This is a genomic window from Pseudomonas sp. LLC-1, from assembly GCF_002992185.1.
Lineage (GTDB): Bacteria > Pseudomonadota > Gammaproteobacteria > Pseudomonadales > Pseudomonadaceae > Aquipseudomonas > Aquipseudomonas monteilii.
In genome coordinates this window covers 97,668-119,945 of the sequence record NZ_LUVY01000012.1, presented here as the reverse complement: position 1 = coordinate 119,945, position 22,278 = coordinate 97,668, and the positions used below count along the sequence as shown (strand labels likewise).

The window sequence follows — 22,278 nt, the reverse complement described above, 5'->3', positions numbered from 1 at the left end:
CATGGGTGCTATCCCTCTCGAGCACGGTCTGGCAGTCGCCGGCATCCTGTTCTGCTTAGGTCTGGTTGGCCTGATGGTCCGCCGCAACATCCTCTTCGTACTCATGAGCCTGGAAGTCATGATGAACGCCTCTGCCCTGGCGTTCGTCGTCGCCGGTGCCCGTTGGGTCCAGCCCGACGGCCAGGTGATGTTCATTCTGGTGATCAGCCTGGCAGCCGCCGAGGCCAGTATTGGCCTGGCCATCCTGCTGCAGCTGTATCGCCGCTTCCACACTCTCGACATCGATGCTGCCAGTGAGATGCGCGGATGAACCTTCTCTTCCTGACTTTCGTCTTCCCCCTCGTCGGCTTCCTGCTGCTGTCGTTCTCGCGCGGGCGGTTCTCGGAGAACCTGTCCGCCCTGATCGGCGTTGGCTCGGTGGGCCTTTCGGCCGCCACCGCCGCCTATGTCATCTGGCAATTCAACGTCGCCCCGCCTGAAGGCGGCGCGTACAGCCAGCTGCTGTGGCAGTGGATGTCGGTAGACGGCTTTGCGCCGAACTTCACCCTGTACCTGGACGGCCTGTCGGTCACCATGCTGGGCGTGGTCACTGGCGTGGGCTTCCTGATCCACCTGTTCGCGTCCTGGTACATGCGTGGCGAAGCCGGCTACTCGCGCTTCTTCTCGTACACCAACCTGTTCATCGCCAGCATGCTGTTCCTGATCCTGGGCGATAACCTGCTGTTCATCTACTTCGGCTGGGAAGGCGTGGGCCTGTGCTCGTACCTGTTGATCGGTTTCTACTACAGCAACCGCAACAACGGTAACGCGGCACTCAAGGCCTTCATCGTCACCCGTATCGGCGACGTGTTCATGGCCATCGGCCTGTTCATCCTGTTCGCCCAGCTGGGTACCCTGAACGTGCAGGAACTGCTGGTGCTGGCACCGCAGAAGTTCCAGGCGGGCGACACCTGGATGGTGCTGGCAACCCTGATGCTGCTGGGTGGTGCGGTCGGTAAATCGGCCCAGCTGCCACTGCAGACCTGGCTGGCCGACGCGATGGCAGGCCCGACCCCGGTTTCGGCACTGATCCACGCCGCGACCATGGTGACCGCAGGCGTCTACCTGATCGCCCGCACCAATGGCCTGTTCCTGCTGGCGCCGGACATCCTGCACCTGGTAGGCGTTGTCGGCGGTGTGACCCTGGTGCTGGCCGGCTTCGCCGCGCTGGTACAGACCGACATCAAGCGTATCCTCGCCTACTCGACCATGAGCCAGATCGGCTACATGTTCCTGGCCCTGGGCGTCGGTGCCTGGGACGCGGCGATCTTCCACCTGATGACCCACGCCTTCTTCAAGGCCCTGCTGTTCCTTGCCTCCGGTGCGGTGATCGTTGCCTGCCACCACGAGCAGAACATCTTCAAGATGGGCGGCCTGTGGAAAAAACTGCCGCTGGCCTACGCCAGCTTCGTGGTCGGTGGCGCTGCTCTGGCTGCACTGCCGATCGTGACCGTGGGCTTCTACTCCAAGGACGAGATCCTCTGGGAAGCCTTCGCCAGCGGCAACACCGGCCTGCTGTACGCCGGCCTGGTGGGTGCGTTCATGACCTCGCTGTACACCTTCCGCCTGATCTTCATCGCCTTCCACGGCGAAGCCAAGACCGAAGCCCACGCCGGCCACGGCATCAGCCACTGGCTGCCACTGGGCGTGCTGATCGTGCTGTCGACCGCCGTCGGTGCCTTGATTCACCCGCCGCTGGCAGGCGTGCTGCCTCAAAGCGCCGGCCATGCCGGTGGCGAAGCCAAGCACGCGCTGGAGATCACCTCGGGTGCCATCGCCATCGCCGGTATCCTGCTGTCGGCCCTGCTGTTCCTGGGCAAGCGCACCTTCGTCAGCGCAGTTGCCAACAGCGGCATCGGCCGCGTCCTGTCGGCCTGGTGGTTCGCCGCCTGGGGCTTCGACTGGATCTACGACAAGCTCTTCGTCAAACCGTACCTGCTGATCAGCCACATCCTGCGCAAGGACCCGGTTGACCGCAGCATCGGCCTGATCCCTCGCATGGCGCGTGGCGGCCACGTCGCCATGAGCAAGACCGAGACAGGCCAACTGCGCTGGTACACCGCCTCTATCGCCGTGGGTGCCGTGCTGGTGCTCGGCGCTGTGGTAGTGGCTGCGGTATGACTATGAATCTTGCGACTTTGCCAAAGGAAACCAACCCGTCATGATTTTGCCTTGGCTGATCCTGATCCCCTTCATCGGCGGCTTCCTGTGCTGGCTGGGTGAGCGCTTCGGCGCCACCCTGCCGCGCTGGATCGCGCTGCTGACCATGTCCCTGCTGCTCGGCATCGGCCTGTGGCTGTGGGGCACCGGCGACTACACCCTCGCCCCCGCTCCGGGCGCCGAGCCTGCCTGGGCCGTGGAATACAAAATCCAGTGGATCCAGCGCTTCGGCATCAGCATCCACCTGGCCCTCGACGGCCTGTCGCTGCTGATGATCCTGCTCACCGGCCTGCTCGGTGTGCTGTCGGTACTGTGTTCCTGGAAAGAAATCCAGCGCCACGTCGGCTTCTTCCACCTCAACCTGATGTGGATTCTCGGCGGCGTGGTCGGTGTGTTCCTGGCCCTGGACCTGTTCCTGTTCTTCTTCTTCTGGGAAATGATGCTGGTGCCGATGTACTTCCTCATCGCGCTCTGGGGTCACAGCTCGGCAGACGGCAAGAAAACCCGGATCTACGCGGCGACCAAGTTCTTCATCTTCACCCAGGCCAGCGGCCTGATCATGCTGGTGGCGATCCTGGGCCTGGTGCTGGTCAACTACAACACCACCGGCGTGCTCACCTTCAACTACAGCGACCTGCTCAAGGCCGAGCTGCCAGCCGGTGTCGAGTACGTGCTGATGCTGGGCTTCTTCATCGCCTTCGCGGTGAAGCTGCCAGTGGTGCCGTTCCACTCCTGGCTACCTGACGCTCACGCCCAGGCACCGACCGCAGGCTCCGTGGACCTGGCGGGTATCTTGCTGAAGACTGCGGCCTACGGCCTGCTGCGCTTTGCACTGCCGCTGTTCCCGAACGCCTCGGCCGAGTTCGCGCCCATCGCCATGACCCTGGGCCTGATCGGTATCTTCTACGGTGCCTTCCTGGCCTTCGCACAAACCGACATCAAGCGCCTGATCGCCTTCTCCAGCGTCTCGCACATGGGCTTCGTGCTGATCGGCATCTACTCCGGTAGCCAGCAGGCCCTGCAAGGCGCGGTAATCCAGATGCTGGCCCACGGCCTGTCGGCCGCCGCACTGTTCATCCTGTCCGGCCAGCTGTACGAGCGCCTGCACACCCGTGACATGCGCCAGATGGGCGGCCTGTGGCACCGCATCGCCTACCTGCCCGCCATCAGCCTGTTCTTCGCGGCGGCATCGCTGGGCCTGCCAGGTACCGGCAACTTCGTCGGCGAGTTCCTGATCCTGATCGGCAGCTTCGTGCATGTGCCGTGGATCACCGTGATCGCCACCACCGGCCTGGTCTTCGGTTCGGTGTACTCGCTGATCATGATCCACCGCGCCTACTTCGGCCCGGCCAAGAGCGATACCGTGCTGGCCGGCATGGACGGTCGCGAGCTGGTCATGGTGCTGGGCCTGGCGGTGTTGCTGATCCTGCTGGGCGTGTATCCGCAGCCGTTCCTCGACACCTCTGCCGCCACCATGAGTGGTGTGCAGCAGTGGCTCGGTTCCGCTTTCACTCAACTCGCTTCGGCCCGGTAAGAGCGCTATGGAATTCACCACTCAACACTTCATCGCATTGGCGCCGATGCTGATCACCACCATCACCACGGTGGTGGTGATGCTGGCGATCGCCTGGAAGCGCAACCACTCGCAGACCTTCCTGCTGTCCACCGTGGGCCTGAACCTGGCCCTGCTGTCGATCCTGCCGGCGCTGAAGGTCGCGCCGCTGGCGGTCACCCCGCTGATCACCATCGACAAGTTCGCCTGCCTGTACATGGCGATCATCCTGGTGGCGACGCTGGCTTGCGTCACCTTGGCCCACGCCTACCTGGGCGAAGGGTCCAAGGGCTTCCCGGGCAACCGTGAAGAACTGTACCTGCTGCTGCTGATGTCGGCCCTGGGTGGCCTGGTGCTGGTCAGCGCCAACCACCTGGCCGGCCTGTTCATCGGCCTGGAGCTGCTGTCGGTACCGGTCTACGGCCTGGTGGCGTATGCCTTCTTCAACAAGCGGTCACTGGAAGCCGGCATCAAGTACATGGTGCTGTCGGCTGCCGGTTCCGCCTTCCTGCTGTTCGGCATGGCCCTGCTGTACGCCGATGCCGGCAGCCTGAGCTTCGACCAGATCGGCAAGGCACTGGCAACCACCAGCATGCCAAGCCTGGTGGCCCAGCTGGGCCTGGGCATGATGCTGGTCGGCCTGGCCTTCAAGCTGTCGCTGGTGCCGTTCCACCTGTGGACTCCGGACGTGTACGAAGGCGCCCCGGCACCGGTCGCCGCGTTCCTGGCCACCGCCAGCAAGGTAGCGGTATTCGCCGTGGTCGTGCGCCTGTTCATGCTCTCCCCTGCTGCCAGCAGCGGCGTGCTGAGCACCGTACTGGCAGTGATCGCCGTCGCTTCGATCCTGATCGGTAACCTGCTGGCGCTGACCCAGAGCAACCTCAAGCGCCTGCTCGGTTACTCGTCCATCGCCCACTTCGGTTACCTGGTCATTGCCCTGGTCGCCAGCAAGGGCCTGGCCCTGGAGGCCATGGGCGTGTACCTGGTCACCTACGTGATCACCAGCCTGGGCGCATTCGGTGTCATCACCCTGATGTCCTCGCCATACGGCGGCCGTGACGCCGATGCGCTGTACGAGTACCGCGGCCTGTTCTGGCGCCGTCCGTACCTGACCGCAGTACTGACCGTGATGATGCTGTCGCTGGCGGGTATCCCGCTGACCGCTGGCTTCATCGGCAAGTTCTACATCATCGCCACCGGCGTCGAGTCGCACCTGTGGTGGCTGGTCGGTGCGCTGGTGATCGGTAGCGCCATCGGCGTGTACTACTACCTGCGCGTCATGGTCACCCTGTACCTGGTCGAGCCGAACCTGCGTCGCCACGACGCCCCGCTGAAGTGGGAACAGCGCACCGGTGGCGTCATGCTGCTGGCCATTGCCATTCTCGCCTTCGTGCTGGGTGTGTACCCGCAGCCACTGCTGGAACTGGTTCAGCAAGCCGGCCTGCAACTGATCGGCTGATTACCCCGGCAGTTTCGGCAAAACAAAACACCCCGCCTAGGCGGGGTGTTTTTTTATCTGCACGTTTTATTGCCTGTACCCGACGGTGCCTCACCCAAGCGGGCTACCCTGGCCTGTACCCGGCAAGGCGGCCTTGCGCAAATCACCATTGGCTGAAGGCAGGTAGACTTCCGGGTTGGGCATACCGCTCGGGGAGAGTTCGTGGGTCATTTCGAATTCGGCCCGCACTGACCAGCCACACGCCTCGGTGGTGCATTGCAAATAAGCGATCCGCAGGAAAATATGGCGCCCTTCGCTAGTGCGTATGCGCATACGGCTGTGGCAATGCGGACAAACCAGCTTGTAAGTACTCACGGCAAGTACCTGCTAGCATTGACCAGGCAGGCCTGTGTGTAAGTATTGGCTGCAACTATGGGTGTATTCTTCAATTTGGTGGTTCTCATTGCAGAAATGCTCCTTAAAACGCAGGGCTGTATTCATAACGAGTAGTTTAAGCCCATGGAATATCATTAAACCAGTCATGGATATTTGTTATGAGTACTCACGTACTTGCCGAGGTGCTCACGCGCCTCAAGCTTCTTACCCGCTCCCAGTCCGACGCCGACCTGTCCCGTGCACTTTCCATCAGCCCGCAAACACTCAGTAGCTGGAAGGTGCGCGACAGCATCCCGTACGCACTTTGCGTGGAGATTTCCAGGCAGCATGCATGCTCCCTGGACTGGCTACTGCTGGGTGAAACGGCACAGCGGCCCGGGCACGAATGTGAAGCCGGCTGGGAGGGCGACGTGCTCGAACGCCTGCGCGCACTCTCACCGGACGATCGCCACACCATCCTGTTGCTCATCAAGGACAAGCAACGTATCCAGCAGCTGGAACAACAATTGAGCGAACTGCGCAGCCAGCTACCCCAGGCCACCGGCAGCTAACCCCGGCGGCGCCAACGCTGTATGAGCTCGCGTGGGTCGAGCGTATCCAGCCAGACCATGACCTTGAGGCTGATGGGGATGACCACCACGGCGGCCACGAATGCCGCCATGCCTCGGGTCAGCAAGGGTGCCAGCGATGAAACCAGCGGCTCGAACAGGTGCCCCACCCCCACGGTCACGAACACCAGCAGCAATTTCTTGCCCAGCGTCAGGCGTCTGGTTGCATTGGTGATCAACCGGTCACGCGCAGCACTCACCAACAAGGCCCCTAGCAAAGCAGCGAACAACACACTGCCATCAACGCCCAACAGTTCGATCAGCGACGAGGCAAAGCGGTCGATAAAGGACTCCTCAGGCATGGGCAGCACTCCGGCGGGAAGTCGGCAGGTACGCGCTCGAGCCAAGGCTGTACATGACCGCAGCTTCGACAAAACGGATGTAGCACACCCGCAAAGCGCGCCCCTGGTCGTGCCCGGCCACATCCTCAAGGCGCTTGTAACCGCGCTCCCGCAGCACTGCGCGCCAACGCGCGAACTCCCGTGCAGCATCAATGGCGGCGCAACGTGCAGCCACCTCCAGCACGGCCTCACTGACGGGCCGCTGCAAGTTCAGGCGTTCGCGTAGCCTGCCCAGGTCTACCCGGGGCCAGAACGGGTCATGGCTATCGGCATAGCGTGGCAGTACAGGTTCGTTGCTCATGCCCTACCCCTCACTGTTCGGCCAGCATGCCGTAACGAATGGCCTTGATTACCGCAGCCACCCGGGTAGGCACGTCGAATTTGCGCAGGATGTTGGACACATGGAAGTTCACCGTCGACTCCTTGCAGTCAAGGATCCGGCCAATCTCCCACGAGCTTTTGCCGTAGGCGCACCACAACAGCACTTGCCGTTCACGAGGCGTCAGGCGAACCGGGGCGTCCGCCGGGGGTTGCTGCAGGTGTCGTGCGTTGTCAGTCATGCTTGTACTCCACGGGTGATTGAGCGAGGCATCGCTGCCGATCTGCAGTCACCTTACGAAGCGCATGCTGCCTCCCTCCACCGCTGTGGCTTGTAAAGAACTTTCGTACAAAACCGTCTGACGAAGGTTACGCAAGATTTGCTGACTTTCTTCGTGCTCCGGGCAGCATTTCGCTCGTCTCAACGCCGTTGTCCATTCGCCTTTCGCCTGGAGTCGTACAATGCGTTCCGATTTACCCCTCTCGTCCTGCCTCGGTCTGCTGGCTGCCTTGGCTGCCAGCCAGCCCGCCTTGGGGGCATCCTCGGTCGAACTGGGCCAGGTGCTGATCACCGATGAGGAGCAGAACGACTTGACGGCAGCCAGCGAACGCCTGCGCGAAGTACCAGGCGCCAGCAACCTGGTGGACATGCAGCGCGTGGGACAAGGCCGTGTCGCCAGCAACCAGGACGTGCTCGCCTACCAGCCAGGGGTGTTCGCCCAATCTGCGGGCAACGACGGCATCAAGCTGTCGATCCGCGGCTCGGGCATCAACCGCGCGCCAGGTGCGCACGGCTCCGGGGTGTATACGATGTTCGACGGCCTGCCCTTGACCGGCCCGGGCGGCACGCCCTATGAGCTGTTCGAGCCGCTATGGCTCAGCCGCGCCGAAGTGCTGCGCGGCGCCAATGGCTTCGACCAGGGCGCCCTGGCGCTCGGCGGCGCCATCAACTACGTCACCCACACCGGCTACGACGCCGCGCCGTTGCAAGTGCGCTATGAGGTCGGCAGCCGTGGCTACCAGCACCGGCATATCAGCTCCGGCCAGGTGCTGGGCAACCTCGACTACTACGTGGCCCTGACCAATTCCGAATATGACGGCTACCAGGCACACAGCAGCGGCAGCGCCAAAGGCATTGCCGCCAACATCGGCTATCGCTTCAACCCCAACCTGGAAACCCGCTTTTACCTGCGCTACCGGGAAACCGAAAACGAACTGGCCGGGCGCCTGACCAAGGACCAGATCAAGCACCACCCACGCGCGGCCAACCCGGCCTACCTGGCCCGTGACGACAGCCGCCCGCAACCGGGCAGCACCTGGGTCGGCAACAAGACCACCTTCTACCTCGACGACGATGCGCGCCTGGAAGCCGGGCTGGTCTACCACGACTACCCGATGGACCTGCGTGAAGGCCCGATGCGCCTGAAGGTGGCCTACACCGATGTCAGCGGTACGCTGAACTACTCGCGCCGCGACACCCTGTTCGGCCACGAGAGCAAGACCACCGTCGGCTGGCGTACTACCAAGCACCTGCCCAACAGTGGCGCGTCACAGTTCGCGCGCAGTGGTGACGTGTTCGGTCCACGCACCCGCGACTTCACCTATCAGGGCTCGGACACCGTGCTGCATGCCGGCAACGACCTGGAACTAGTCCCCAACCTGTGGCTGACCACTGGCCTGGCGATGATCTACACCCGTCGCGAGAGTGACGTGACCTACCCTGCCGAAGGCGGCAAGGTGAGCGTGCATGACTGGGATTATGCCCCTCGCCTGGGCCTGCGCTACGACATCCGCCCGGACCTGCAGGTGTACGGCAACCTCAGCCGCTCGGTCGAACCGCCGCATCCGTGGTCGCTGATCTGGAGCGCACCCAGCACGGGTGGCAAGCAGATCCAGCCGATCGAGATGCAGAACCAGACGGCAACCACTCTGGAGCTGGGCGCGCGTGGCGATTCGGCGCTAGGCCGCTGGGACCTCGCCTGGTACTACTCGCAGGTGCGTCACGAACTGCTGGCCGTGGAAGTGGTGCCAAACTTCACCTCGGAGTTCAATGCCAGCGCCACCGTGCACCAAGGCGTGGAAGCGGGCCTGGACAGCACCCTGTGGGAACGCAGCGGCACCGGCAGGCTGAGCCTGCGCCAGGCCTACACCTTCAGTGACTTCCACTACCGCGATGACGACACGTTCGGTGACAACCGCCTGCCGGGCATCCCCATGCACTACTACCAGGCCGAGTTGCGCTATGACTGGCCGAGCGGGTTCTATGCAGGGGTGAATACTCAGATGGCGTCCAAGGTGCAGGTGGACTACGCCAACAGCTACCACGCCGATGAATATGCCTTGCTGGGTGCACGGGTGGGCTGGGACTCACCGAAACAGGACTGGCAGACCTGGCTGGACCTGCGCAACCTCACCAACAAACGCTATGCCGCCACGGTGACACCGACCTACAACGATGCCGGCAAGGACAATGCCCGCTCGACGCCGGGTGAAGGATTTGGCGTGTATGCGGGCGTTTCCTACAGCTTCCGCTAAACAGCTGGGGCCGCTGCGCGGCCCATCGCCGGCAAGCCAGCTCCCACACCGACCGCAACAACTTCAGGCCCTGTGCAGTACCTGTGGGAGCTGGCTTGCCGGCGATGGGCTGCGCAGCAGCCCCAATGAAATTAGCCCCGGATGAGCAGGTATCAAACCGCCCTGTTCAACTTCACCCACGAAGCAAACTTGTCGACAAACGCCTGCAAGAACGGCCGGGTCTTGTCGTTGAGCTTGCCCGAGTCCTCGAACAGGCTTGCTGCGCCGCCGATATAGGCCTCAGGCATCTGCATGCACGGCATGTCCAGAAACACCAACGACTGACGCACGGCATGGTTGGCACCAAAGCCGCCAATGGCCCCCGGCGACACACTCACCACCGCCGTCGGCTTGCCGCTCCAGGCACTTTGCCCGTAGGGCCGCGAGCCCACATCAATGGCATTTTTCAGGCAACCCGGCACCGAGCGGTTGTATTCCGGCGTGACGAACAGCACGGCATCACTGTCGCGGATCTCTTTGCGAAAACGCTCCCACGCCTTGGGCACCGCTTCGGCCTCGACGTCCTCGTTGTACAACGGCAAATCGCCAATCTCGACAATCTTCAGGGCTAGGCTGGACGGCGCCAGCTCCGAAAGTGCGCGGGCGACCTTGCGGTTGTAGGACTCCTTGCGCAAGCTGCCGACGACAACCGCTACCGAATACACCTGGCTCATGGCAATTTCCATCCTGTGCTGGGTAAAGGGAAGTTCTAGTTATAGATGACCGTTCCTCGGTACTTTGGTTTTTTTTCCTCATGGCGAAAACTTCCGAGGCTGTTGTACGGTCTATGCCTTCAGACATTTTCTACGTAATTCAGAGGTTTCCACCCAAATGGCAGCAGTAATGGTCGGCCAATTCCACGCCCGTGACGCCGAAGGCCGTATCTACCCCGTGCACGAGTTCCAGGAGTCCACCCTGCAACTGGACGGCAGCACGCTGGGCGCCCCCATCACCACTTACCGCCTTGCCATCGGCGACAAGGTCAACCACCTGGGTGAAAACCGTTTCGAACTGGCACGTTCCGGCGTCGAGATCATTCGCATTCCTTGATGCAGTCCACGGTGTAGCCACCACTCTCGTTCTGCAGGCCATGCACGTCGGCGACAAAACCGGGAAACCCTTGGTTGAACGCCCGGGCAAAGGCCAGGTAGTCGAGTATCGAGCGGGTCGCCTCGGTGAACCGCTCCCCCGGCATGATCAACGGAATGCCGGGCGGGTACGGCACCAGCATCACTGCCGCCACACGCCCCAGCAGTGCCTCGATTGGCACCGCCTCCACCTCGCCACGCACCATCTGATCATAGGCTTGGGCCGGGCTCACGGCCACCTCCGGCAAGCGCGTGAACAGACGCTTGAGTTGCTTGGCCGTGGCGTTGCTGCGGTAGCAGCCATGCAACTGGTCGCACAGGTCGCGCAGGCCCATCCCCCGGTAGCGTGCGGCATCGGCGGCCACCACACTCGGCAAACAGCTGCTCAGGGCAGTATTGCCATCGTAGTGGCGCTTGAACTCCAGCAACTCGGTCAGCAACGTGCTCCACTTGCCCTTGGTGATGCCCATGGAGAACAGCACCAGAAAGCTGTACAGGCCGGTTTTTTCCACCACCAGTCCCCGCTCCCAGAGAAACTTGCTGACCACCGCCGCCGGGATACCGTGCTCGTCCAGTACACCACCCGCACTAAGGCCCGGCATCACCAGGGTTACCTTCAGCGGGTCGAGCAGCACGTAGTCGTCCACCACCTCGCCAAAGCCATGCCACTCTGCGCCCGGTTGCAACAACCAATCCTGCGCTTGCAGATGGTGAATACCTTCAGCGCTCGGCGGCTGCCAGATACTGAACCACCAATCATCCGCGGCAATGTGTTCGCGCAAGTTGGCCAGGGCACGGCGAAAGCTCAGTGCCTCGTCGAACATTTCTTGCAGCAGCGAGCGCCCGGACGGCCCCTCCATCATGGTCGAGGCCACGTCCAGCGAAGCGAGGATGCTGTACTGCGGCGAGGTCGATATGTGCATCATGAACGCTTCGTTGAAGCGATCGCGGTCCAGTTGGCGCCTGGCCCCGTCTTGCACATGAATCATGGAAGCCTGGCTGAACGCCGCCAGCAGCTTGTGGGTGGAATGGGTACTGAACACCAGCGGGCTATCGTCCGCGCAGGCAGTGCCCATGGCATAACGCCCGGTGAAGAAGTCATGAAACGCCGCATAGGCAAACCAGGCCTCGTCGAAGTGCAGCACCTCGACACTGCTGCCCAAGGTCTGCTTGATCAGCCCTGCGTGGTAACACAAGCCGTCATACGTGGAGTTGGTCACCACCGCCAGCTTGATGCGCGGCACCCGGCCACGGGCGAGCGGGTTGGCCTGGATCTTCGCCTGGATCGCCTCAGGGCTGAACTCGCTGAGCGGGATCGGGCCGATGATGCCCAGTTCGTTACGCTCCGGGCACAGGTACAACGGAATGGCGCCGGTCATGATGATCGCGTGGACCACCGACTTGTGGCAGTTGCGGTCCACCAGCACCAGATCGTCACGGCCGACCATGGCGTGCCAGACGATCTTGTTGGCCGTAGAGGTGCCATTGATGACGAAGAAGGTATGGTCGGCGCCAAAGTTGCGGGCAGCCCTGGCCTCGGCTTCAGCCAAGGGGCCGGTGTGGTCGAGCAGCGAACCCAGTTCCGGCACGGAAACGGACAGATCGGAGCGCAGGGTGTTTTCGCCGAAAAACTGGTGAAAGGCCTGGCCTACCGGGCTTTTATGGTAGGCCACGCCACCACCATGGCCCGGGGTGTGCCAGGAATAGTTGGATTGCGCGGTGTGCTGCACCAGCGCCTTGAAGAAAGGCGGCAACAGGCCATCGAGGTAGGTGTGTGCGGCACGCGCCACCTGGCGGGCAAGAAACGGTACGGTGTCTTCGAACAGATACAGGATGCCGCGTAGCTGGTTGAGCTCGCTCATGGCCTCGGCAGGGGCGTTTTCCAGGGTGACCTGCTCACCCAGGGCGAAGATCGGCAGGTTGGGTGCACGCAGGCGAGCCAGGCGGATCAGCTCGGCCATGTTCTGCAACAGGTGGGTATTTTCGCCGGCGCCTTCAGCGGCAATCAGCATGCAGGCCAGGCCGTGGTGGGTGGCGGCGACCAGCCGCGCTTCGGCGTGGTCGGCGGCGGCGAGGATGGCGAAGCCGTCCTGGCGCAGTTCCTCGGCAATGCCCCTCACGCGCTCGCCGGCGACACTGTCAGCCTTGATGGCGCGGTGGACGATGAGGATGGGGAACTTGAGGTCCTTGTACATCAGGTGGCTACCTCCGAAGGACATGGCGTCCATTTCAGGGTAGTTGAACCTGTGTTTTCAGGGCCGGCCTCTTCGCGGGCACGCCCGCTCCCACAGGAACCCCACTTGCTCAGGCTTTGTGAGATCCCTGTGGGAGCGGGCGTGCCCGCGAAGAGGCCGGTACAGGCTAAGAATCAACCAGCAGGTGTCTCGGTCAAGGCTTGCCACATGGACGGCCCACCCGCCGACTTGGCAACAGCCGCCAACCGCTCGGCATGCGCTTCCAACTCCTCGGCACTGGCCATGATCACCCGCCCAGGCGCACGCCCGGTAATCCGGCGGATTTCGCTACCTCCAGCCCCCTGCCCGTCACCTTCAGCATCCGCCCCATGCCCAGCCAGCGAAAGGCTGGTCTGGCCCCCGGTCATCGCCAGGTAGACGTCTGCCAGCAGTTCCGAGTCGAGCAATGCGCCGTGCAGTTCACGGCCCGAGTTGTCGATGTCGTAGCGTTTGCACAACGCATCGAGGCTGTTGCGCTGCCCCGGGTGACGCGAACGTGCCAACAGCAGGGTATCGAGGATGGTGCAATACTGCGAAGCGTCCGCACGGTCGTGCTGGCCAAGCAAGGCGAATTCGTTGTTGATGAAGCCAACGTCGAACGCCGCGTTATGGATAACCAGCGTGGCGCCCTGGATGAACTCGAAGAACTCTTCGGCCACATCACCAAAGCGCGGTTTGCCGACCAGGAAGGCATCGGTGATGCCGTGGACGTTGATCGCGCCCTCGTCACTCTCGCGGTCCGGCTGCAGGTAAACGTGGAAGTGCCGCCCGGTCAGGCGCCGGCCGATGACTTCGACACAGCCGATCTCGATGATCCGGTGGCCTTCGCTGACCGGCATGCCCGTGGTTTCGGTATCGAGAATGACGAACCGCTTATCTTGCTGCTGCTCCACGCGGGGCGCTCCAACTTGCATCAGTTACAAAGGCGGCAATTGTACCCCAGCTCAACGCTGGGCGCGCACTTCGTCCACGCCACGGTTGGCCAGCTGGTCGGCGCGTTCGTTGCCGGGGTGGCCGATATGGCCGCGCACCCACCTCCAGGTCACTTTGTGGCGGTTGACCTGCTCATCCAGTTGCTGCCACAGGTCGGCATTCTTCACCGGCTCCTTGGCCGCCGTCTTCCAGCCGCGCTTCTTCCAGTTGACCATCCACTCGTTGATGCCCTTCATCACGTACTGCGAGTCGGTGGTCAACACCACTTCGCATTCACGCTTCAGCGCCATCAACCCCTGGATCGCGGCCATCAGCTCCATGCGATTGTTGGTGGTTTCGCGTTCGCCGCCCCACAGTTCCTTCTCGACACCCTTGTAGATCATCAGGACGCCCCAACCACCCGGGCCGGGGTTGCCCTTGCAGGCACCATCGGTAAACATCTCGACGCTTTCGCTCATGTACCACTCATGTTCAGTTCTTTTCAGTATCAGGGTTCACCGCCGTGCGGTTGACCTTGGCCAGCGGCAGCGGCAGCAACTTGCCCATCGGTTCGCGGCGCTCCGGGCGCAGCGGCCGCAGGCCGACCACCATCTTGCGCGCCACCAACAGGTACACGCCGCCACCCGAGCTTTGCCAGCCACCTGCCAGCCGTTCCCAGCCCTCCAGGCGTTGCTGCCAGGCCGGTGAGGCAAGCGGCGGACGATAGCACCCGAAGCGGCGTTTCTCCAGCGCGAAGCCCAGCAGGTTGAGCCAGTCCCCCACCCGCGACGGCGAGATGCAGCGGGCCTTGCGCAACGCCCCGTGGCTGAAGAAATGGCGCATGCCCCAGCTGCTCCACGGGTTGATCCCGACAATCAGCAGATGCCCGCCCGGGCGCACGGCGCTGGCGGCCTCGCGCAGCAGGCCATGGGGCGACAGGCAGAAATCCAGGCCATGTTGCAGCACCACCACGTCGGCAGCATGCTCGCTCAGCGGCCAGGCCTGTTCCTCGCACACAATCTCGACCCCTGGCAGCGGCGCGCCGAGGCGCACGTTGCGCTGCACCTGGGGCGCGCTCGGTGGCGGCTCGGCACAAGGCCCGTAATGCACAAGGTACCCGCCGAAGAAGCGCCCCAGCTCTTCTTCCAGCAGTTTTTCCTCCTCCTTGAGCATCAGCTGGCCGAGTGGGCCGTTGAACCACTCACGGGCCAGGCTGATCAGCTTGACCCAGTCCGGGTCGGCCTGGGCAAAGGCTTGGTCGGTCATTGCGCTCTCCCTCGAAGGTTCTCGCACCGCGCCATCGCGGCTAAGATGCCCTCATGTGCCACGCTAGGCGAATCGGATCCGCACCATGATACAGATCGATGCTCTCCCCGCTTTCTCCGACAACTACATCTGGTTGTTACAGGATACTGCCAAACGCCGCTGCGCGGTGGTCGACCCAGGTGACGCCGGCCCGGTGGAGCGCTGGCTGGCGGCCAACCCGGAGTGGGTGCTCAGCGATATCCTGATTACCCACCACCACAACGACCATGTCGGTGGCGTGGAACGGCTCAAGCAACTAACCAACGCACAGGTTTATGGCCCAACCCACGAGCGTATTCCCTGCCGCGACCACGCGCTGGACGAAGGCGACCAGGTGACCGTGCTGGGCGTAACCTTCCGGGTGCTGGCAGTGCCTGGCCACACCCTGGGGCATATCGCGTTCTTCAGCGACCAGCCGGCAACACCCGTACTGTTCAGCGGCGACACCCTGTTCGCCGCCGGATGCGGTCGCATGTTCGAGGGTACACCCGAACAGATGCAACCCGCCCTCGCCCGCCTGGCGGCGCTGCCGGCACAAACAGAAGTGTACTGCGCCCACGAATACACCCTCAGCAACCTGCGTTTTGCCAAGGCGGTGGAACCTACCAACCAACACGTTCTACAGCGGTTCGAGGACGTTACCCGTTTGCGCGCCGACAATCGCATCACCTTGCCATCAACCATTGGCCTGGAACGCCTGACCAACCCCTTCCTGCGTACCTCTGAAACATTAGTTAAACAAAAAGCAGACGAATGGAAGGGACATCCAAACGACTCGCAGGTCACTGTTTTTGCTGCCTTGAGGTCTTGGAAGGACACCTTCTGATAACCGCAAGATATATCGCAAGTGATGGTCAAAGGTTGACCAGGCCCGGAGCGGTTTCTAGAATCGCCGAAATTTTTCGCCCGGATACCTGTGTCAGCCGATGTCTTCCCGTAGCCGCAGAACCTCTCATTCCGTCGCCCTGACGCGCCTGGCCCAAATCAGTGCGCTGGCCCTGGCCGCCACCTTGGTGGGCTGCCAGAGCACCCGTCAGCTCGACGAATCCGAAAGCGTTCGCGCGCACAACTACCAGGCGCGGATCAAGCACAAACCTTCACCGCTGCTGGTCAAGCCAGCCGAGCAGGCACCGCAGGATGTCTGGGAGCGCATGCGCCAGGGCTTCGCCCTGCAGGATGGCATCGACGTCAACCCGCGTATCGAGCAGCAACGCCTGTGGTTCGCCAGCAACCCGAGCTTCATCGAAAGCGCCGGCGAGCGTGGCAGCCTCTACCTGCATTACATTGTCGAACGCCTTGAAGAGCGCGACATGCCGCTGGAACTGGCGCTGCTGCCAGCCATCGAAAGCGCCTACAACCCGATGGCCTACTCGCGCGCCCACGCGGCGGGCATGTGGCAGTTCATCCCGTCCACCGGCCGCCACTTCAACCTGCGCCAGACCAACTTCTACGACGGTCGTCGCGACGTCACCGCCTCGACCAACGCTGCACTGGACTACCTGTCCCGCCTGCACGACATGTTCAACGGCGACTGGCTGCTGGCCCTGGCCGCCTACAATGCCGGTGAAGGCACGGTCAGCCGCGCCATGGAGCGCAACGAAAAACTCGGCCTGCCAACCGACTACTGGAACCTGCCGCTGCCACAGGAAACCCGCGACTACGTGCCCAAGCTGCTGGCCCTGTCGCAGGTGGTGCTCACCCCTGAAGCCTACGGCGTGAACCTGAACCCGATCGCCAACGAACCCTACTTCGAGGCGGTAGCGATCAACGACCGCCTCGACCTGTCGCGGGTGGCAGCCTTTGCCAACATCGACGAAGACGAGCTGATCCAGCTCAACCCGGCCTTCAAGAAGCGCATGACCGTGGACGGCCCGCAGCAGCTGCTGGTACCGACCGCCAAGGCACAACTGCTGAGCGACAGCCTGTCCAACCTCAAGCCCGAGCAACTGGTGAGCCTGCAGCCGAACAAGGCGGTGTTTGCCCGCGCCGTGGCCGAGGCCAAGGCGCCGGTTGCAGCGCGTAGCTACCGGGTGAAGCGCGGCGACAACCTGGGTGCCATCGCCAAGGCCAACCGCGTGTCGGTCAAGGACATCAAACGCTGGAACCGCCTGTCCGGCAACAGCGTGCGCGCCGGCCAGGTACTGGCCCTGCGCGGTGGCAGTGCACCGAGCGCCGCCGGCAACCGGGTGGCGGCATCCGGCAAGCGCTCCACGCAATACAAGGTACGCAAGGGCGACTCGCTGTACCTGGTGGCCAAGCGCTTCAACGTGGAAATGCAGCACCTCAAGCGCTGGAACCCGCGCAGCGGCCATGCCCTCAAGCCAGGCCAGACCCTGACCGTCTACCTCTCGCATTGATCTAATACCCTGGGGCCGCTTCGCGCCCCATCGCCGGCAAGCCAGCTCCCACACCGATCGCATCAACTCAAGCCATGCGCCGTACCTGTGGGAGCTGGCTTGCCGGCGATGGGGCGCGAAGCGGCCCCTTGCAATCCTCTGGGCTGTACTCTTTTTCCAACCCCACCAAGCTGTTACTGTACCCGATCAAAGCCCAACGCCTCTGGATCGGATGCCGACTTGATACGTCCCCTCCTGCTGTCACTCAGCCTGGCCTTGAGCTTTCCCGCAGCCGCGATGGTGAGCGAAAGCCACGGATACGCGCAGTTCGGCACGCTCAAGTACCCAGCCACCTTCACCCATTTCGACTGGGTCAACCCGCAAGCGCCCAAGGGCGGCACCTTGCGGGCCATGGCTTTTGGTACGTTCGATACCCTCAACCCCTACACCTTCAAGGGGTCGAGCCCGATTACCACGCCCAATTTCCAGCAATACGGCATCAGCGAGCTGAACGAGCCACTGATGATCGGCACCGGCCAGTACGACCCGTCCGGCGACGAACCGACCTCCAGCTACGGCCTGATCGCCCGCTCGGTGGAGTACAGCGAAGACCGCAGCTGGGTGGTGTTCAACCTGCGCCCGGAAGCCCGCTGGCATGACGGCCAGCCGATCACCTCGGCCGACGTGGCCTTTTCCTACCGCACCCTGCTCAAGGACGGCCACCCGATCTACCGCACCAACCTGCAGGAAGTGCAACGGGTGGACATCCTCGGCCCGCTGCGTATCCGCTTCGTGTTCAAGCGCGCCGGCAACCCGCTGCTGATCCTGCGCCTGGGCGAGATGCCGGTGCTGCCCAAGCACTACTGGCAAAAGCGCGATTTCAAGGCCACCACCTTCGAGCCACCGCTGGGCAGCGGCCCCTACCGCATCACCGAAGTTCAGCCCGGCCGCCGGCTGGTGTTCGAGCGGGTGAAGAACTACTGGGGCAAGGACCTGGCAGTCAACCGTGGCAAGTACAACTTCAAGCGCGTGGAGTACGAGTTCTACCGCGACGCCACCGTGGCCTTCGAAGCCTTCAAGGCCGGCGAATTCGACATCTATATCGAGCACCAGGCCAAGAACTGGGCCAACGGCTACAACTTCCCGGCCGTGCGCCGTGGCGAGGTCATCAAGGCCCAGATCCCGCACCAGATCCCGACGCAAACCCAGGGCCTGTTCATGAACAGCCGCCGCACCACCTTCAGCGACCCGCGGGTACGCCAGGCGCTGGGGCTGATGCTCGACTTCGAGTGGACCAACCGCGCCCTGTTCAGCAGCGCCTACCGCCGCTCGACCAGCTATTACCCCAACAGCGAGTTCGCCGCCAGCGGCCTGCCCACCGGCAAGGAATGGCTGCTGCTGGCGCCGTTCCGCGACCAGCTGCCGGCCAAGCTGTTCAGCGAACCCTACAAGGTCAGCCAGACCGATGGCCGCGGCATCAGCCGCCAGACCCTGCGCCAGGCCCTGGGCCTGCTTGCCGAGGCCGGCTGGAAGCTGAACGGCCAGCGCCTGGTCGACAGCAAGGGCCAGCAGCTGCGTATGGAACTGCTGCTGGTAAACCCCAACCTTGAACGCATCCTGCAACCTTATGTCGAAAATCTGTCCAGCATCGGCATCGATGCGCGCTTGCGCACCGTGGACCGCGCCCAGTACAAACAACGGCTGGACCAGTTCGATTTCGACATGATTCTGATGACCCTGAACCAGACCCTTAGCCCCGGCCTCGAACAGTGGCTGTACTTCCATTCCAGCCAGGCCGCCACCAAGGGCAGCAAGAACTATGCTGGGGTCAGGGACCCGGTGGTCGACCACCTGCTCGACACCCTGCTGGCTGCGCGTACCCGCGACGACCAGATCGCCGCCGCCCGCGCCCTGGACCGTGTGCTTTCATGGCAGTACTACATGATCCCCAACTGGTACCTCGACAATCATCGCCTGGCCTACCGCAACCGGTTCGCCTTCGTCACCACGCCGCCCTACACCCTGGGGCTGAACAGCTGGTGGATCAAGACTTCGGAGAAAGCCCAATGACGCCAACGCACCCACTGCGCCGGCTGGCAGGCAGCCTGTTGCTCGCCTGCCTGAGCCTTCCCGCCCTGGCCGCACCGCAACACGCACTCACCCTGTACGACGAGCCCCCCAAGTACCCCGCCAACTTCAAGCACTTCGACTACGTCAACCCGGATGCGCCCAAGGGCGGTACCTTCCGCCAGTCCAGCTTCGGCGGCTTCGACAGCCTCAACCCGTTCATCAACAAAGGCGTGTCGGCCGAGAACATCAGCATCATCTACGACACCCTGATGCGCCAGAGCCAGGACGAGCCGTTCACCGAGTACGGCCTGGTGGCCGCCAGGATCGAGAAGGCACCTGACAACAGCTGGGTGCGCTTCTACCTGCGCCCCGAGGCGCGCTTCCACGACGGCCACCCGATGCGTGCCGAAGACGTGGTATTCACCTTCAATGCTCTGATCAAGGACGGTGCGCCGCTGTACCGCCAGTACTACGCCGACGTCGCCGAGGTGGTCGCCGAAGACCCGCTCAAGGTGCTGTTCACGTTCAAGCACAAGGGTAACCGTGAGCTGCCGCTGATTCTCGGCCAACTGCCAGTGCTGCCCAAGCACTGGTACGCAAACCGCGACTTCAACCGCGGCAACCTGGAAATCCCGCTGGGCAGCGGCCCGTACAAGGTCGCCGAGGTGAAGGCCGGACGCTCGGTGCGTTACGAGCGGGTCAAGGATTACTGGGGCAAGGACCTGCCGATCAACCGCGGGTTCTATAACTTCGATGCCATGACGTTCGACTCCTACCGCGACACCACCGTCGCGCTGGAAGCACTCAAGGCCGGCGCGTTCGACTATGCGCTGGAGGTCAGCGCAAAGAACTGGGCCACCGCCTACAACGTGCCCGCCGTGCGCGACGGCCGCCTGATCAAGGAAGAGCTGCCCAACGGCAACCCCACCGGCATGCAGGGTTTCATTTTCAACATCCGCCGCCCGGTGTTCCAGGACATACGCGTGCGCCAGGCCCTGAGCCTGCTGCTGGACTACGAGTGGACCAACAAACAGCTGTTCAACGGCGCCTACACCCGCACCGGCAGCTACTTCGACAACTCGGAGATGGCCGCCCACGGCCTGCCCAGCGCCAGCGAGCTGAAAATCCTCGAACCGCTGCGTGGCAAAGTCCCCGAACAGGTCTTCACCGAGGCCTTCAAGAACCCGGTCAGCGATGGCAGCGGCATGATCCGCGAGCAACAGCGCCAGGCCTACAAGCTGCTTCAGGAAGCCGGTTGGAAAATCGTCGACGACAAGATGGTCGACGCGCAGGGTAAACCGGTCAGCATCGAGTTCCTGCTGGCACAAACCGAGTTCGAACGCATCCTGCTGCCGTTCAAGCGTAACCTTGCCGACCTCGGCATCGACCTGAACATCCGTCGGGTCGACGTTTCCCAGTACATCACCCGCCTGCGCTCGCGTGACTACGACATGATCGTTGGCGGCTACCCGCAGTCCAACTCGCCGGGCAACGAGCAGCGCGAGTTCTGGTCCAGCGCCGCCGCCGACAACCCCGGCAGCCGCAACTTCATCGGCCTGCGCGACCCGGCCATCGACCAACTGGTGGAAGAGCTGATCAACGCCGATTCGCGCCAGAGCCTGGTCGACCACTGCCGCGCCCTCGACCGGGTGCTGCTGTGGGGCTACTACGTGATCCCCAACTGGCACATCAAGACCTGGCGCGTGGCCTACTGGAACAACATCGGCCACCCGGATGTTTCGCCCAAGTACGACATCGGCATCGATACCTGGTGGATCAAGCCCGGGGTAACCCCGGCGGTCAGCGAAGCCCCTGCGGACGAGGCCAACTAAGATGCTGGCCTACATCCTGCGCCGCCTGCTGCTGATCATCCCGACCCTGTTCGGCATCCTGATCATCAACTTCATCATCGTCCAGGCCGCCCCCGGCGGCCCGGTCGAGCAGATGATCGCCAAGCTCGAAGGTTTCGAAGGCGCCACCAGCCGCATTGCCGGTGGCGGCGCCGAGGTCTCCGTGGCCGGCTCCAACTACCGTGGTGCCCAAGGCCTGGACCCGGCGCTGATCGCCGAAATCGAGCGCATGTACGGCTTCGACAAGTCGCCGCCCGAACGCTTGTGGATCATGATCAAGAACTACGCCCGGCTGGACTTCGGCAACAGCTTCTTCCGCGATGCCAAGGTCGTCGACCTGATTATCGAGAAAATGCCCGTGTCGATCTCGCTGGGGCTGTGGAGCACGCTGATCATGTACCTGATCTCGATCCCGCTGGGCATCGCCAAGGCGGTGCGCCACGGCAGCCACTTCGACGTGTGGACCAGTTCGGCGATCATCGTCGGCTACGCAATCCCCGCGTTCCTGTTCGCCATCCTGCTGATCGTGCTGTTCGCGGGCGGCAGCTATTTTGACTGGTTCCCGCTGCGCGGCCTCACCTCCAACAATTTCGACGAGCTGAGCACCACCGGCAAGGTGCTGGACTACTTCTGGCACCTGGTGCTGCCGATCACCGCACTGGTCATCGGCAACTTCGCCACCATGACCCTGCTGACCAAGAACAGCTTCCTCGACGAGATCAACAAACAATACGTGGTCACCGCCAAGGCCAAAGGCCTGAGCCGGCCACGGGTGCTGTATGGCCACGTGTTCCGCAATGCCATGCTGTTGGTGATCGCCGGCTTCCCTTCGGCGTTCATCGGCATCTTCTTCACCGGCTCCTTGCTGATCGAGGTGATCTTCAGCCTCGACGGCCTGGGGCTTATGAGTTTCGAGGCGGCCATCAACCGCGACTACCCGGTGGTCTTCGGCACCCTGTTCATCTTCACCCTGCTGGGGCTGGTGGTGAAACTGATCGGCGACCTGACCTACACCCTGGTCGATCCACGCATCGACTTCGCCAGCCGGGAGCACTGA

The 22,278-nt window shown here is 63.0% G+C and carries 21 protein-coding genes; 12 read left to right on the top strand and 9 right to left on the bottom strand.

Annotation, left to right across the window (positions count from 1 at the left end; genetic code table 11):
- Position 1 precedes the first annotated feature (1 nt).
- From nuoK to nuoN, 4 genes are read left to right on the top strand one after another with little or no spacing between them, the layout of a single operon-like run.
- Positions 2-310, top strand: a complete 309-nt coding sequence (gene nuoK, locus A0O30_RS11405) for an NADH-quinone oxidoreductase subunit NuoK (protein WP_003251446.1) — start codon at positions 2-4, stop codon at positions 308-310.
- The gene (gene nuoL / locus A0O30_RS11400) at positions 307-2,160 is read left to right on the top strand and encodes an NADH-quinone oxidoreductase subunit L (protein WP_105946542.1); all 1,854 of its coding nucleotides are present in this window, start codon (positions 307-309) and stop codon (positions 2,158-2,160) included. The genes nuoK and nuoL overlap by 4 nt, the downstream gene beginning before the upstream one ends.
- 40 nt (positions 2,161-2,200) lie before the next feature.
- A complete protein-coding gene (gene nuoM, locus A0O30_RS11395) occupies positions 2,201-3,733 on the top strand; it encodes an NADH-quinone oxidoreductase subunit M (protein WP_060497816.1) in 1,533 nt (510 codons plus the stop codon).
- 7 nt (positions 3,734-3,740) lie between these two features.
- A complete protein-coding gene (nuoN, locus tag A0O30_RS11390; protein ID WP_012273301.1) occupies positions 3,741-5,210 on the top strand; it encodes an NADH-quinone oxidoreductase subunit NuoN in 1,470 nt (489 codons plus the stop codon).
- 90 nt (positions 5,211-5,300) lie between these two features.
- Here the strand turns inward: nuoN and A0O30_RS11385 are convergent, their stop codons facing one another.
- A complete protein-coding gene (locus tag A0O30_RS11385) occupies positions 5,301-5,564 on the bottom strand; it encodes an ogr/Delta-like zinc finger family protein (RefSeq protein WP_028699011.1) in 264 nt (87 codons plus the stop codon).
- Between the two features lie 179 nt (positions 5,565-5,743).
- Here A0O30_RS11385 and A0O30_RS11380 point away from each other — a divergent pair, with 179 nt between their 5' ends.
- On the top strand, positions 5,744-6,136 hold the full coding sequence (locus tag A0O30_RS11380) for a helix-turn-helix domain-containing protein (RefSeq protein WP_105946541.1): 393 nt from the start codon (positions 5,744-5,746) through the stop codon (positions 6,134-6,136).
- Here the strand turns inward: A0O30_RS11380 and A0O30_RS11375 are convergent.
- Genes A0O30_RS11375 through A0O30_RS11365 form a run of 3 tightly spaced genes read right to left on the bottom strand, consistent with a single transcriptional unit; the run spans position 6,133 to position 7,094 of the window.
- On the bottom strand, positions 6,133-6,495 hold the full coding sequence (locus tag A0O30_RS11375) for a hypothetical protein (RefSeq protein ID WP_105946540.1): 363 nt from the start codon (positions 6,493-6,495) through the stop codon (positions 6,133-6,135). The two genes, A0O30_RS11380 and A0O30_RS11375, sit on opposite strands and share 4 nt — an antisense overlap.
- Entirely contained in the window at positions 6,488-6,835 is a 348-nt protein-coding gene (locus A0O30_RS11370) for a head completion/stabilization protein (RefSeq protein WP_105946539.1), read from the bottom strand. Before A0O30_RS11370 ends, A0O30_RS11375 begins: the two co-directional genes overlap by 8 nt.
- 10 nt (positions 6,836-6,845) lie before the next feature.
- Positions 6,846-7,094 carry a helix-turn-helix domain-containing protein gene (locus A0O30_RS11365; protein WP_105946538.1) on the bottom strand — a complete coding sequence of 83 codons (249 nt, stop codon included), beginning with the start codon at positions 7,092-7,094 and terminating at the stop codon, positions 6,846-6,848.
- A gap of 220 nt (positions 7,095-7,314) precedes the next feature.
- Here A0O30_RS11365 and A0O30_RS11360 point away from each other — a divergent pair, with 220 nt between their 5' ends.
- On the top strand, positions 7,315-9,387 hold the full coding sequence (locus tag A0O30_RS11360; protein WP_105946537.1) for a TonB-dependent receptor domain-containing protein: 2,073 nt from the start codon (positions 7,315-7,317) through the stop codon (positions 9,385-9,387).
- Positions 9,388-9,539: 152 nt separating this feature from the next.
- On the opposite strand, the gene chrR is transcribed toward A0O30_RS11360, so the two are convergent.
- On the bottom strand, positions 9,540-10,100 hold the full coding sequence (gene chrR / locus A0O30_RS11355; protein WP_104834297.1) for a class I chromate reductase ChrR: 561 nt from the start codon (positions 10,098-10,100) through the stop codon (positions 9,540-9,542).
- A gap of 157 nt (positions 10,101-10,257) precedes the next feature.
- Here chrR and A0O30_RS11350 point away from each other — a divergent pair, with 157 nt between their 5' ends.
- Positions 10,258-10,476, top strand: coding sequence for a hypothetical protein (locus A0O30_RS11350; protein WP_016488235.1), 219 nt, complete (start codon positions 10,258-10,260; stop codon positions 10,474-10,476).
- Here the strand turns inward: A0O30_RS11350 and A0O30_RS11345 are convergent.
- The 4 genes from A0O30_RS11345 to A0O30_RS11330 form a co-directional block, all read right to left on the bottom strand.
- Positions 10,460-12,709, bottom strand: coding sequence for an Orn/Lys/Arg decarboxylase N-terminal domain-containing protein (locus A0O30_RS11345; protein WP_105946536.1), 2,250 nt, complete (start codon positions 12,707-12,709; stop codon positions 10,460-10,462). The two genes, A0O30_RS11350 and A0O30_RS11345, sit on opposite strands and share 17 nt — an antisense overlap.
- Before the next feature lie 173 nt (positions 12,710-12,882).
- Complete coding sequence (gene dnaQ / locus A0O30_RS11340; RefSeq protein ID WP_105946535.1) at positions 12,883-13,641, bottom strand: DNA polymerase III subunit epsilon; 759 nt, start codon at positions 13,639-13,641, stop codon at positions 12,883-12,885.
- Between the two features lie 51 nt (positions 13,642-13,692).
- The gene (gene rnhA / locus A0O30_RS11335; RefSeq protein ID WP_105946534.1) at positions 13,693-14,139 is read right to left on the bottom strand and encodes a ribonuclease HI; all 447 of its coding nucleotides are present in this window, start codon (positions 14,137-14,139) and stop codon (positions 13,693-13,695) included.
- Positions 14,140-14,152: 13 nt separating this feature from the next.
- On the bottom strand, positions 14,153-14,926 hold the full coding sequence (locus A0O30_RS11330; RefSeq protein WP_105946533.1) for a class I SAM-dependent methyltransferase: 774 nt from the start codon (positions 14,924-14,926) through the stop codon (positions 14,153-14,155).
- 85 nt (positions 14,927-15,011) lie between these two features.
- Here A0O30_RS11330 and gloB point away from each other — a divergent pair, with 85 nt between their 5' ends.
- The 5 genes from gloB to A0O30_RS11305 all read left to right on the top strand — a co-directional run bounded on the left by gloB (position 15,012) and on the right by A0O30_RS11305 (position 22,278).
- Positions 15,012-15,791 carry a hydroxyacylglutathione hydrolase gene (gene gloB / locus A0O30_RS11325; RefSeq protein ID WP_105946532.1) on the top strand — a complete coding sequence of 260 codons (780 nt, stop codon included), beginning with the start codon at positions 15,012-15,014 and terminating at the stop codon, positions 15,789-15,791.
- Between the two features lie 100 nt (positions 15,792-15,891).
- Complete coding sequence (locus A0O30_RS11320; protein WP_105946531.1) at positions 15,892-17,322, top strand: lytic transglycosylase domain-containing protein; 1,431 nt, start codon at positions 15,892-15,894, stop codon at positions 17,320-17,322.
- Positions 17,323-17,541: 219 nt separating this feature from the next.
- On the top strand, positions 17,542-19,371 hold the full coding sequence (locus A0O30_RS11315) for an extracellular solute-binding protein (protein WP_218274917.1): 1,830 nt from the start codon (positions 17,542-17,544) through the stop codon (positions 19,369-19,371).
- Positions 19,368-21,203: an extracellular solute-binding protein gene (locus tag A0O30_RS11310; RefSeq protein ID WP_105946529.1), complete on the top strand. Its 1,836-nt coding sequence runs from the start codon at positions 19,368-19,370 to the stop codon at positions 21,201-21,203. Before A0O30_RS11315 ends, A0O30_RS11310 begins: the two co-directional genes overlap by 4 nt.
- A gap of 1 nt (position 21,204) precedes the next feature.
- Positions 21,205-22,278, top strand: a complete 1,074-nt coding sequence (locus A0O30_RS11305) for a microcin C ABC transporter permease YejB (RefSeq protein ID WP_105946528.1) — start codon at positions 21,205-21,207, stop codon at positions 22,276-22,278.